Source organism: Paludisphaera soli (genome assembly GCF_011064595.1).
Taxonomy (GTDB): Bacteria; Planctomycetota; Planctomycetia; order Isosphaerales; family Isosphaeraceae; genus Paludisphaera; species Paludisphaera soli.
In genome coordinates this window covers 329,989-342,482 of sequence record NZ_JAALJI010000003.1, presented here as the reverse complement: position 1 = coordinate 342,482, position 12,494 = coordinate 329,989, and the positions used below count along the sequence as shown (strand labels likewise).

The 12,494-nt window shown below is 67.9% G+C and carries 8 protein-coding genes; 3 read left to right on the top strand and 5 right to left on the bottom strand.

Annotated features, from left to right (window positions below; translation table 11 throughout):
• Nucleotides 1–41 precede the first annotated feature (41 nt).
• Entirely contained in the window at nt 42–1,598 is a 1,557-nt protein-coding gene (locus tag G6O68_RS06480) for a Gfo/Idh/MocA family oxidoreductase (RefSeq protein ID WP_165246035.1), read from the top strand.
• Between the two features lie 166 nt (nt 1,599–1,764).
• On the top strand, nt 1,765–3,090 hold the full coding sequence (locus G6O68_RS06475; RefSeq protein ID WP_165246033.1) for a citrate synthase: 1,326 nt from the start codon (nt 1,765–1,767) through the stop codon (nt 3,088–3,090).
• A gap of 53 nt (nt 3,091–3,143) precedes the next feature.
• Here G6O68_RS06475 and G6O68_RS06470 read toward each other — a convergent pair whose 3' ends face one another.
• The 4 genes from G6O68_RS06470 to G6O68_RS06455 form a co-directional block, all read right to left on the bottom strand.
• Nucleotides 3,144–3,806: a LutC/YkgG family protein gene (locus G6O68_RS06470; RefSeq protein WP_165246031.1), complete on the bottom strand. Its 663-nt coding sequence runs from the start codon at nt 3,804–3,806 to the stop codon at nt 3,144–3,146.
• A complete protein-coding gene (locus G6O68_RS06465; protein WP_165246156.1) occupies nt 3,803–5,296 on the bottom strand; it encodes a LutB/LldF family L-lactate oxidation iron-sulfur protein in 1,494 nt (497 codons plus the stop codon). Before G6O68_RS06465 ends, G6O68_RS06470 begins: the two co-directional genes overlap by 4 nt.
• 38 nt (nt 5,297–5,334) lie before the next feature.
• The gene (locus tag G6O68_RS06460; protein WP_165246029.1) at nt 5,335–6,120 is read right to left on the bottom strand and encodes a (Fe-S)-binding protein; all 786 of its coding nucleotides are present in this window, start codon (nt 6,118–6,120) and stop codon (nt 5,335–5,337) included.
• Nucleotides 6,121–6,256: 136 nt separating this feature from the next.
• Nucleotides 6,257–7,612 carry a hemolysin family protein gene (locus tag G6O68_RS06455; RefSeq protein WP_165246027.1) on the bottom strand — a complete coding sequence of 452 codons (1,356 nt, stop codon included), beginning with the start codon at nt 7,610–7,612 and terminating at the stop codon, nt 6,257–6,259.
• A gap of 281 nt (nt 7,613–7,893) precedes the next feature.
• Here G6O68_RS06455 and G6O68_RS06450 point away from each other — a divergent pair, with 281 nt between their 5' ends.
• Nucleotides 7,894–8,739: a hypothetical protein gene (locus G6O68_RS06450; RefSeq protein ID WP_240911077.1), complete on the top strand. Its 846-nt coding sequence runs from the start codon at nt 7,894–7,896 to the stop codon at nt 8,737–8,739.
• Nucleotides 8,740–9,216: 477 nt separating this feature from the next.
• Here the strand turns inward: G6O68_RS06450 and G6O68_RS06445 are convergent, their stop codons facing one another.
• Nucleotides 9,217–12,468, bottom strand: coding sequence for an efflux RND transporter permease subunit (locus G6O68_RS06445; RefSeq protein ID WP_165246025.1), 3,252 nt, complete (start codon nt 12,466–12,468; stop codon nt 9,217–9,219).
• Nucleotides 12,469–12,494 lie beyond the last annotated feature (26 nt).

Here is a 12,494-nt window from a genome sequence, read left to right as displayed (position 1 = left end):
TCGACCCCGAATGACGCTTATCGATCTCTGAGGAGCTTGGGATGACGAATCTGACCGCCGAGCAGCGTATTCTGGGCCGCGAGAACGCGAACCGGGCCCTGGGCATGAGCCGCCGCGACTGGCTGGCCGCCGCCGCCGCCGCGCCCGCCATGGGGGCGTACTACTTCGGCTACCAGGGCCTGGGAGACAAGCCCCCGGTCAAGGCCGCGATCATCGGCACCGGCGACGAAGGCTGCCAGGCCATGATCCGCTACCACAACCGCGACTACATGGACTTCGTCGGCTTCTGCGACATCCGGCCGTCGCAGCAGGTGCGGGCCCGCAAGGAGTTCGCCACCCACAAGCAATACGGCGAGGCCGCCGCCAAGACCATCAAGCAGTATCAGAACAAGGAGGAGATGTACGCCGACCCGGACGTCGAGGTCGTCGTCATCGCCCTGCCGCTCTGGCTGCACGCCCCGGTCGCCATCGAGGCCATGAAGGCTGGCAAGCACGTCTTCACCGAGAAGCTGATGGCGCACTCGATCGGCGAGTGCAAGGAGATGTGCCGGGTCGCCCGGGAGACCAACAAGCTCCTGGCCGTCGGCCACCAGCGGCACTACTCGGCGCTCTACGACAACGCCAACTTCCTGCTCACCAACGGCGTGCTCGGCGAGGTCCGCCACATCCGCGCGCTCTGGCACCGCAACAACGCCCAGCCCCGCGTCGCTCGCGACGCGTCCGGCAGCCCGATCTACGACATGGCGACCGGGCTCCCGCAGTACATGCACGACGAGAAGGGCAACCTGATCTACCAGGACTCCTGGAAGCGGATCTACCCCGACGACGACAAGAGCATCGACTTCGCCGCCTACGGCTACAAGAGCCTGGACGAGCTGATCAATTGGCGGCTCTACAACCGCACGGGCGCCGGCCTGATGGCCGAGCTAGGGAGCCACCAGCTCGACGCCTGCTCGATCTTCCTGGGCAAGAAGCACCCGATCGCCGTCACCGGCGTCGGCGGCAACTTCTTCTACAAGGACGGCCGCGAGGCGGACGACCACGTCTTCACGATGTTCGAGTTCCCCGGGACCGACGCGAAGGACCGCATCGTCGTGACGTATTCGTCCATCAACACCAACTCGTTCGACGGATACGGCGAGCAGGTCATGGGCTCGAAGGGGACCATGGTCGTCTATCAGGAGAAGGAGATCCTCCTGTACAAGGAGGCCGGCGCCGCCGCCCTCTCGAAGACGACCAGCGTCACCGTCGAGACCCAGAACAAGAAGCCGGTCCTGGAGACAAGCCCGAGCACCGCCGGCCCCAGCGCCGCGACGGCGATCGGCGGCCTGGCCACGGCCGACCCCTCCCGCGGCTACCGCGAGGAGCTGGAGCACTTCGCCTACTGCGTCCGCCACGGCGACGCCTCCAACTTCCACGCCGACTCGGAGCACCAGCCCCGCTGCAAGGGCGAGGTCGCCCTGGCCGACGCGGTCATCGCGCTGACCACCAACATCGCCATGCGCGAGAACCGCCGGATCGAGTTCGACCCCAAGTGGTTCGACTACTCCTCCGACGCCACCCCCGACGGCTCCACCGTCGTCGCCAAGCGCGGCTGACGCCGAAATCCCCGAGCGGCGGGCGCGGCCCCAGGCCCGCCCGCCGCTCGCGCCCTCCCGCCCCCGCCCCCGACGCCTCGGCCGCAAACCCTCCCCGATTCGAGGCGAGGCCCGCTCCGCGATCGCCTTCCCCGCTCTTCCCTGGCTCCCCGTCGAGGGTCCGTCCATGCCGTCCCCCGCCGTCCCCGCCCCGGCCGACGCCGACCGCTCCGTCGCGCGCCTCCAGCTGCCGGGCCGCGAAGTCGACCTCCCGATCGTCGTGGGTTCGGAGGACGAGCACGGCGTCGGCATCGGCCGGCTCCGCGACCAGACGGGCTACATCACGGTCGACCCCGGCTTCGGCAACACGGCCGCCTGCAATAGCGCGATCACCTTCATCGACGGCGAGCGTGGGATCCTCCGCTATCGCGGGTACCCGATCGAGGAGCTGGCCGAGAAGAGCAGCTTCGTCGAGGTGGCCTGGCTCTTGATCTTCGGCGAGTTGCCGACGTCCGACCAACTCGCCGGATTCCGCGCCCTGCTCACCGACGAGCAGCTGCTCCACGAGGGCATGCGCTACCACTTCGAGGGCTTCCCGCCGCATGGGCACCCGATGGCGATGCTCTCGGCGATGATCAACGCCTGCGGATGTTATCATCCCGAGCTGCTCGCCCCCGAGATGGACGACGAGCGGCTGATCCGCGCCACGGCGACCCTGATGAGCAAGGTCTGCACGATCGCGGCGTTCAGCTACAAGATGACGCAGGGGAGGCGGATGGAGTATCCCGATCCCTCGCTCAGCTACTGCCGCAACTTCCTGCACATGATGTTCTCGCGGCCGCACCGCCGGCACGAGCCTCCCCTGCAGGTGGTCCGGGCGCTCACGAAGTTCCTGATCCTCCACGCCGACCACGAGCAGAACTGCTCGACCTCCACGGTGCGGATGGTCGGCTCGTCCGGGGCCAACGTCTTCGCTTCGGTCGCCTCCGGCGTCTGCGCCCTGTGGGGCCCGCTCCACGGCGGGGCCAACATGGCGGTGATCGAGATGCTCCGGCAGATTCAGGAGGGGGGCGACGACCCTCGCTCGATCGTCGCCAAGGTCAAGGACCGCAAGTTCCGCCTGATGGGCTTCGGGCATCGGGTCTACAAGAACTTCGACCCCCGGGCCAAGATCCTGGAAGAGACCTGCGGGGAGCTGCTCGACACGCTGGGCGTGTCGGACCCCTTGCTGGAGATCGCCCGCGAGCTGGCCGAGATCGCCCTCACGGACGACTACTTCCTGGAGCGGAAGCTCTATCCCAACGTCGACTTCTACTCGGGCATCATCCTGCGGGCGATCGGCATTCCCCTGAACATGTTCACGGTCATGTTCTCGATCGGCCGGGTCCCGGGCTGGATCGCCCACTGGTACGAACTCTACCAGGATCCCGAGCGGCGCATCTGCCGGCCCCGCCAGATCTACACCGGTTCGGGCCGGCGGGAGTACGTCGAGATGGACGCGCGGGGCTGCTGATTCGCGAAGGCGGGGGTGCGTTCCCGCCTCCAGAAATCAGCGAGCCTCCGGGCTCAGGAGACGTCCAGCTCGGTCACGACGATGACTTCCAGGGTCCGGGGGCCGTGGACGCCTTCGACGCGGTTGAGCTCGATGTCGGACGTGGCCGACGGCCCGGAGATGAACGTGATCGGCCGCGCGGGGGACTCGGCCGCGGCCTGGAGCCTCACGACGGCCTCGGGGACCAGGCCGACGACCTGTCGATCGAAGACCACGCAGAGGTGGTAGTCCGGCACGAGGGAGATCGCCCGTCGGCCCTGGCCGGGTCCGCTGTCGAGGACCACCGTCCCGGTCTGGGCGATCCCCAGGGCGCACGCGGTCAGGACGCCGTCGCTCCGCTCCAACTCGTCGTTCGTCAGGCCGGGCTCTCGGATCAATTCGACTCCCGGCGGCGCCCACCCGTCGGGGAGGTCAGCCGGTGTGACGAGGCGGGCGACGCCCCTCTCGGCGCACGACTCGGCGATCGCCCTTGAAAGGTCGTCGGCCCGGGCGACCTTGACCCGAGCCTTGTACTCGCGGACCCTCTCGATGAATCGTTCGAGGCGTGCTCGTTCGGGCTCGTCGTCGATGTGCCGGTAGGACCGATCGATCACGACGTCTTCGGGGCGTTCGAGCGTCGGAACGTCCGTCAGGGCGGCGCGGATCCTGGCCAGGACGGTCTCTCGGGGCGGGGTCATGGCCGGGTCTCCTCGCGAGGGGGCTGCTTGGGCAGGACCTTGCGCTCGCGCTGCTTCCACCACTCGCGGAAGGTCTGGGGGGCGATCGGGTAGACGTCGCGGACGGAAGTCCAGCCGCCGAGGTAGCCGGGGATGCGTTCGATCACCCCCCCCTTGACCATCAACTTCTGCCCCTGCCGGCCCATCTTCTGCATCGCCGCATAGCGTCGGGGCGAGGCGAAGACGCGGCCCAGGGTCTTCATCGCCACGTTCTCGGGGGCGAGTTGCCCGCGCAGGGTCTCCTGCTTCTTGCGGACGACCTTGCCGCGAAGGTGGACGAGCACTTCGGGGATGTTGATCTTCACCGGGCACACCTCGTAGCAGGCCCCGCAGAGCGACGATGCATAAGGGAGCGAGCCGGCGTTCTCGACGCCGACGAGCTGGGGCGTCAGGATAGCGCCGATCGGTCCGGGATAGACGGAGTTGTAGGCGTGGCCGCCGGTGCGCTCGTAGACCGGGCAGATGTTGAGGCAGGCCGAGCAGCGGATGCAGGCGAGGGCCTGGCGGCCCACGCGGTCCGTCAGGACCTTGGAGCGGCCGTCGTCCAGCAGGATGACGTGGAACTCATCCGGCCCGTCGCCCGGAGGGGCGATGCCGGTCCAGAACGAGGTGTACGGGTTCATCCGCTCGGCGGTGCTCGACCGCGGGAGCAGTTGGAGATAGACCTCCATGTCCCGCCAGGTCGGCACGACCTTCTCGATGCCCATGACCGAGATGAGGACCTTGGGCAGGGTCAGGCACATCCGGCCGTTCCCCTCGGACTCGACGATGCAGACGGTGCCGGTCTCGGCGACGCCGAAGTTCACGCCGCTGACGGCGACGGGCACGGTCAGGAACTTCTTGCGGAGGTGCGCGCGGGCGGCCGCGGCGAGGGCCCGGGGGTCGTCGGTCAGCTCCTCGGTGTTCTCCAGGGTGCGACGGAACAGTTCGCGGATCTCGGCGCGACTCTTGTGGATGGCGGGGACGAGGATGTGCGAGGACCGCTCGTCGGCCAGCTGGATGATCAGCTCGGCGAGGTCCGTCTCGTGCGCCGTGATCCCCTCGCGGGCCAGGGCCTCGTTGAGCCCGATCTCGTCGGTGGTCAGCGACTTGATCTTGACCACCTCCTTCGCGCCTTGGGCCTTGACGAGGTCGGCGACGATCCGGTTGGCGTCGTCGGCGTCGGCGGCCCAGTGGATCTTGCCGCCGACGCGGGCCACCGAGGCTTCGAACTGGAGGAGGTACTTGTCGAGGTGGCGGAGGGTCCGATCCTTGATGGCGCGGCCGGCCTCGCGGAGGGCCTCCCAGTCGGGCATCTCCTCGACCACCTTGACCCGCTTGCCGCGGATCGTGTTCGTGGCCTTCCCCATGTTGAAGCGAAGCTGGGAGTCTCCCAGGGAGAGCTTCGCCGCGTCCTGGAAGCTCATCGCCGGCTGCTTCGTGGGGAGGGGGGGGACCCCCTCGCGCGACATCAGTTCGGCGTTGGTCGTCGGGTCGTGTCGGGCCATGATCAAGCGTTCCTTTCGGCGACCGCCGCGGCCGCCGCGATGCCGCCGGCCGGCATGCCGTCCTCGGTCGTGGCCAGGATCTCGGCGATGTGGATCGGGTTGACCCCCGCTCGCTGGCGATGGAGGCCGCCGCCGATGTGCATGAGGCACGAGTTGTCGGCCGACGCGCAGTACTCGGCGCGGGTGTCCAGGACGCAGCGGATCTTGTCCGAGAGCATGGCGATCGACGTGTCGGCGTTCTTGACGGCGAATGTCCCGCCGAACCCGCAGCACTCGTCGACCCGGGGAAGCTCGACGAGGTCGATCCCGCGCACCTTCCTCAGCAGCCTCAGCGGGGCGTCGCCGATGTGGAGCATCCGCTTGGAATGGCAGGTCGTGTGGAAGGTCACCCGGTGCGGGAAGTAGGCCCCGACGTCCTCGACCCCGAGCTTGTCGGCCAGGAACATGGTCAGCTCGAACACCCGGGGGACGAGCGCCTCGACTTCGCGGACGAGGCCGGCGTCGCCGGTCTCGGCGGCGAGCTTCGGATAGGCCTCGTGGACCATGGCGACGCACGAGGCCGAGGGGGAGACCACGACCTCGGAATCCCGGAAGATATCCACGAACCGTCGCATCAGCGGGAGGCTCTCGCGCTGGTAGCCGGTGTTGTAGTGCATCTGGCCGCAGCAGGTCTGGCCCATCGGGAAGTCGACCGTGTGGCCGAGGCGTTCCAGAAGGGCGACCATGGCCTTGCCCGTGCCGGGGAACAGGGTGTCGTTGAAGCAAGTGATGAACAGCGAAACATGCATCGGCGCCAGCTCCGGCGGACCCGCGGCGGCCGGGAGGGGCGAGCCGCCGGGCCGAAAGGCCGACCGCGCATCCCGCGAGTCGCGAACACCAGGGATTATAGCCGACTCCGCGCCCGGGGGCACCGACCCGGCGAGGTCAGGCCGACTCGGGCTCGTCGCGGGGCCGCTCGCCTTGGACGTCCGCCGGGACGATCGGCTCGATCCGGACCTTGCGGATGCGGGTGGGATCGGCCTTGAGGACCACCAGGCGGTGGCCCTCGATCTCGACGTAATCGCCGGCGTGTGCCAGGCGGCCCAGCAGGTCGAGGATCAGGCCGCCGGTGGTCTCGGCGTCGGTCTCGGGGATCTCGATGCCGACGGCCTCCTCCAGGCGGTCGAGCGGGCAGGAGGCCTCGACCTCGAAGACGCCGTCTCCGAGCGGGGTGACCTCGGGGGCCTCGCGGTCGAACTCGTCCTGGATCGGGCCGACCAGCTCTTCCAGGACGTTCTCCAGGGTGACCATGCCGACGACGCTGCCGTACTCGTCGAGGAGCATCGCCAGGTGGACCCGGTTGCGCTGGAACTCCAGGAGGAGCTGATCCAGCCGGAGCGTCACGGGCAGGTACGGGGCCTTGCGGGCGAGCTGGCGGAGGTCGACCCGGCCGTTCTGGAATCCGCCGCTGCGGAAGACGTCCTTGACGTGGATCATGCCGACCACCGACGTCAGGTCGTCCTCGCAGAGCGGATAGCGGGTATGTCCGGCCTGTCGGGCGAGCCGCAGATTCTCCTCGAACGGCCGGGACAGGCTGAGGTAGACGATGTCGGGCCGGGGGATCATGACTCGCCTGGCGGTCTTCTCCTCCAGGGTCAGGACGTTCTCGATCATCACCCGTTCGCTGCGCGAGAGGTGGCCCCCCTCGACGCTCTCGGCCAGGATGTGACGGATCTCCTCGTCGGTGTGGGAGATCTCCTCGGAACTCGCGCCCCCCAGCCCCAGGACCTTGAGGGTCAGGTTGCTGGCCGTGTTGAGCAGCCAGATCGCCGGCCAGAAGACGTAGGCCAGCAGGACGAGGGGAGGGGACGTGACCAGGGCGACGACGCGCGGAGCCCGGATCGCCAGGGTCTTGGGCGCCTGCTCGCCGAGGGCCATGTGCAGGAAGGTGACGAACGTGAGGGAGAGGATTGGCACCAGGGCGATCGACATCCCCCCCACGGCGAGTCGGGAGTGCCCGAGCCCGACCCACTCCAGCAGGTGTTCCATCACCGGGTCGATCCACTTCTCGATCGCGCGGCCCAGCGCGAGGCTCGCGACCGTGATGCCGATCTGCGAGGCCGAGAGGTAGAGGTCCAGGCGGTCCAGGGCCTTGCTGGTGAGCCGGGCGGCCCAGTTCCCCTGCTGGGCGAGCTGGTCGATCTGGCTGGTCCGCACCTTCACCAGCGCGAACTCGGCTGCGACGAAGTAGGCGTTGATCAGGATCAAGCCCGAGATGATGAGGAAGTGGGACGTCTCCATGTCGGGCTTGCCGGGTTCCTGTCGGGGTGCGGGGCGGACTCGGCCCGGGCGTCGATGCGCCCGCGATCCGGGGATTCTAACCGATTGCGTCCGGCCTGACACTCTCGAATTGTAGGCCGGGTCGAGGCTTGCGACCGATCGGAAAAAGGGGCGACAGCGGAGGGGGTTTTTGCTAAAGTCTCCGCGATGAGAGACCGAGCCGTCCCGACGTCCGGCCCTCGTCCCTGGCTTGCTCGAAGGATCGAGCCCGACCCGCGAACGCTCATGGAGGAGTGCGCCGCATGGATGCCTATCGCGTTCGGTCTTCCGGCCCCCGCGCCCGCGCCGCCGCGGCCCTGCTCCTGGGCCTCCTGCCGCTGCTCGGCGGCGCCTCCCACCGTACCAAGAACTTCGTCGTCGAGGCCCCCAACCGCGACGTGGCGATGAAGGTTGCGGAACATGCCGAGGAATGCCGACGTACGATCGCCCTCGCCTGGCTCGGCCGCGAACTCCCCGACTGGGCGGTCCCCTGTCCGGTGAAGGTGAAGCTGACCGGGGGCGAGGCCGGGGGCCTCACCTCCTTCGGGTTCGATCACGGCCACGTCAGCGACCAGAGCATGGTCGTCGAGGGCCGGCTCGACCGCATCCTGGCCTCGGCGCTCCCCCATGAGGTCACGCACACCGTCTTCGCGGCCTTCTTCGGCGGCCCCATGCCGCGCTGGGCCGACGAGGGCGCCTCGCTCCTGAGCGAGGACGAGCGGGAGCGGACCCGGCACGACCAGATCGCCGTCGACTTGCTCGCCCGCCGCGGCGAGATCTTCCTCGGCGACCTCTTCCGAATCGAAGAGTATCCCAGCGACCTCATGGCCTTCTACGGCCAGGGCTACTCGATCTCCCGATTCCTCATCGAGATCGGCGGCCGGCCCCGGTTCCTCAAGTTCGTCCGCGACGGCCTGGAGACGGACTGGGACTCGGCCACCCTGGACCACTACGGCCTGGCCGACGTCCGCGAACTCGACCGCGCCTGGCGATCCTGGCACCGCGGACTGATCGCCAACCGCAACGCACCCCCCGCCAACGACGCCGTCCTCGCCTACGGCGACGAACCGGGCCTCTCCCAGCGGCCGACCCGCCAAGACTCTCGCTGAGGTCAAAATTGGGTTCGTTTGCCGGACCCCAAATCGAAGCCAATCGACGCTACCGCCAGTCTTGTAGGAGGTAGCGTCGATTTTCGCCTCTGGGGATTGGGTTCGTTCGGCGCGTCCGACCACCGCACGGATGGCCCTGGACTCCCGACACCGAGGCCTTTCGCGCAGTCCGATGGGTCCTTCCGGATTGTCAAAGAGCGGGAGCGTCCGGGAACGCCGCAGCTTAGACAATGCATCTCGATCGTCGAATGGGGACGTCGCGGCTCGCTTGAGAGCGACCTGCGGGAACTCGCCGCGCTGGACGAACTCGGGGGGCCTCGATAGCAAGGTCGAAGTCGGCGGTCACTGAGGAGGCGCCTACGCTCCGCCGACCGGTTCCGCAGCGACACGACGAGGCCTGGCGAGGGGTGGAAACGAAAACCCCATCCGGGCCGGTCGGCGGGATGGGGTCGTGAGGCGTAGGATAGGCTTCCGCGGTCAATCTCGGGCGGCGTGGCCGGCGCCCTCGGTGGAGGGGTAGTGGACCAGGCCGTTCCCGTTCGCGGTGGCTCCCGCCAGGACGGGGCGGGCGTCGTGGTGGGCCGGCTCGGCCTCGTGATCGTCGTCGACCTCGTCGCCGTTGCGGAGCTTCCGCAGGTAGTCGGCCAGGCGTTCGCCGAGGACGTAATAGATCGGGATCACGAACCGGCCGAGCACGGTGCTGACCGCGATGCCGAAGGCGATCACCACGCCGAGGGAGTTCCGGCTGTAGGCGCCGGCACCCGTCGCCCGGGCCATCGGCAGCACGCCCATGACGAAGGCGAAGGAGGTCATGAGGATCGGCCGCAGCCTCTCGCGAGAGGCGATCATGGCCGATTCGATGATGCTCTTGCCGTGCTTCTCGCGCTGCTCGACCGCGAACTCGACCAGGAGGATCGCGTTCTTGGTCTCCAGGCCGATGAGCATGACGAGGCCGATCTGGCCGAAGACGTCCAGCGGCATGTCGTAGATCCAGAGCCCGACCATCGCCCCGAACATGGCCAGGGGGACCGTGAGGATGATGACCGTGGGCCGAATCCAACTCTCGTAGAGGGCCGCCATGAACAGGAAGACGCAGACGACCGACAGGCCGAAGATGTAGGTCGCCTGGTTGCCGGTCTTGACCTCCTGGAGCGTGGTGCCGGTGTACTCGTAGCCGAAGCCCTCGGGGAGCACCTCGTCGGCGATCTGCTGAAGGGCGGTGAGCGCCTGGCCCGAGCTGAAGCCGGGCGCGGGATTGCCGATCATCTTGGCCGAGGTGTAGAGGTTGTAGTGCGGGACGTCGATCGGCCCGAGGGTGTAGTGCACCTCGCCCAGGCTGCTGAGCGGCACGCGTTCCCCCTTGCGGTTGAGCACGTAGAGGTTCTGGATGTCCTCGGGCTTGCTCCGCACGCCCCCCTCGGCCTGCATGAGGACGCGCCAGACCTTCCCGTAGAGGTCGAAATCGTTGACGTAATAGGCCCCCAGGTTGACCTGCAGGGTGGCGAAGACGTCGGCCACGGGCACGTCGAGCCGGCGGGCCTTGGTGCGGTCCAGCTCGAACCGGAGCTGCGGGACGCGGGCCGTGTACGAGGTGAAGACGCTGGCCAGTTCGGGCCGCTTGCTGGCCGCGTCCTGGAACTGGTCGACGACCCGCTGGAGGGCGTCCACCCCCTTGGCCGCGCGGTCCTCGATGACGATCTCGTGGCCGCCGGTCTGGCTGAGGCCGCGGATCGGCGGGGGCTGGAGCACCAGCGGCAGGGCGTTGTGTATCTGGGAGAACAGCATCCCCTGGAACTTCTGCGAGAGCGCCGCGGCCCGCAGCTCGGGCGACCGGCGTTCCGACCAGGGCTTGAGGGGGGTGAAGACGACGCCCGCGTTGCTCTGGGTCGTCGAGTTCATGATGTTCAGGCCGTCCAGGGCCACGACGTGCTGGATGCCGTCGAGCTTCATGGCGATCTCGGCGACCTGGTGGACCACCTTCGAGGTGATCTCGCGGCTGGTGCCGTCGGGCGTCTGGATGACGACGATCAGGTAGCCCAGGTCCTCCGTGGGCACGAACGCCTTGGGCCGGACCCCGACCATGTAGACGGTCAGGGCCAGCAGCAGGACGGAAGGTGCCACGATCGTCCACCAGTGCTTCGCCGTGAACAGGAGGACCGAGTCGTACGAGTCCTCGATCCACTTCATGCCGCGGTTGAACCAGCGGAAGAGGAAGAAGCGGGTCTCGCCGTGCTTGGGCTTGAGGAAGAGCCGGGCCATGGCCGGGCTGAGGGTCAGCGAGTTGATGGCCGAGAACACGAACGAGAAGACGATCGTCATCGCGAACTGGTTGTAGAGCCGGCCGGTCATGCCGGGCATGAAGGCGACCGGGACGAACACGGCGGCGAGGACGAGCGTGATCGTGATGATCGGCGTGGTGATTTCGGCCATGGCCGCACGGGTGGCCTCCAGCGGCCGATAGCCGCGATGGAGGAACTTCTCGACGTTCTCGACCACGATGATCGCATCGTCGACCACCAGGCCGATCGCCAGGACCAGGCCGCAGAGCGTCAACGAGTTGATCGAGAACCCGAACAGGGCCATCGCCGCGAAGGTGGCGATCAGTGAGACCGGGATGGCGATCAACGGGATGATGGTGGCCCGGACGCCCTGGAGGAAGACGAAGACCACGATCATGACCAGGCCGAAGGCCTCTAGGAGGGTGTGCTGCACCTCCTCGATGTTCTCCTCGACGTACTTGGTCGTGTCGTAGGCCATCGCGTAGTCGAGGCCCTCGGGGAAGTCCTTCTTGACCCGCTCCATCTCGTGGTGGACGGCCTCGACGATGTTCAGGGCGTTGGCGTCGGCGTACTGGAAGACCGGCATGGCGCCGGCGGGCTGGCCGTCCAGAAAGCCGGCGGTCTCGTAGTTCTCCGAGGCCAGCTCGACGCGGGCTACGTCCTTGAGGCGGACGATCGAGCCGTCGTCGTTGCGGCGGACGATGATCTCCTCGAACTCGGCCGCCTTGGAGAGCCGCCCCTTGACGGTGATCGGGAACTCGCGGACCTGGCCCTCGGGGACGGGGGAGCCGCCGATCTTGCCGGCGGCGGCCTGGAGGTTCTCGGAGCGGACGGCGGCGAGGATCTCGTCGCTGCTGATCCGCATGTTGGCCAGGCGGTCGGGGTCGAGCCAGATCCGCATGGCGTACTTCCGGCCGAACGACATGACGTCGCTGACGCCGGGGATGCGCTTGAGGATGTCGGAGATGTAGATCTGGCCGTAGTTGTCCAGGAAGTTGGCGTCGTAGCGGCCGTCGGGCGAGATCAGGTTGACGACGCAGACCATGTCGGTCGACGTCTTCTTGATCGTGACGCCGTACTGCTTGACTTCGGGGGGAAGCTGGGCGTTGGCGGTCTGTACCTTGTTCTGGATGTCGACCGCGGCCATGTCCTGGTTGTAGCCGACGTCGAACGTGGCGACGATGTTCGAGACGCCGTTGCTGGTGCTGTCCGAGCTGAAGTAGATCAGGCCCTTGGTGCCGTTGATCTGCTGCTCGATGGGGGTCGTCACGGTCCGGGCGACGCTGAGCGCGTCGGCCCCGGTGTAGGTCGTGGTGACCTGGACCTGCGGGGGGGCGATCGGGGGGTACTGCGCGATCGGCAGGAGCGTCGCGCAGATGCCGCCGATGAGCACCATCAGGATCGCCAGCACCGTCGCAAAGATCGGCCGGCCGATGAAGAAGTTCACCATGATGAGAGTGCGCTCGCTGGGTTGGG

Coding starts and splice junctions, on each gene's coding strand:
- G6O68_RS06480 (WP_165246035.1), top strand. CDS start 42: ATGACGAATCTGACCGCCGAGCAGCGTATTCTGGGCCGCGAGAACGCG.
- G6O68_RS06475 (WP_165246033.1), top strand. CDS start 1,765: ATGCCGTCCCCCGCCGTCCCCGCCCCGGCCGACGCCGACCGCTCCGTC.
- G6O68_RS06470 (WP_165246031.1), bottom strand. CDS start 3,806: ATGACCCCGCCCCGAGAGACCGTCCTGGCCAGGATCCGCGCCGCCCTG.
- G6O68_RS06465 (WP_165246156.1), bottom strand. CDS start 5,296: ATGTCGCGCGAGGGGGTCCCCCCCCTCCCCACGAAGCAGCCGGCGATG.
- G6O68_RS06460 (WP_165246029.1), bottom strand. CDS start 6,120: ATGCATGTTTCGCTGTTCATCACTTGCTTCAACGACACCCTGTTCCCC.
- G6O68_RS06455 (WP_165246027.1), bottom strand. CDS start 7,612: ATGGAGACGTCCCACTTCCTCATCATCTCGGGCTTGATCCTGATCAAC.
- G6O68_RS06450 (WP_240911077.1), top strand. CDS start 7,894: ATGGATGCCTATCGCGTTCGGTCTTCCGGCCCCCGCGCCCGCGCCGCC.
- G6O68_RS06445 (WP_165246025.1), bottom strand. CDS start 12,468: ATGGTGAACTTCTTCATCGGCCGGCCGATCTTTGCGACGGTGCTGGCG.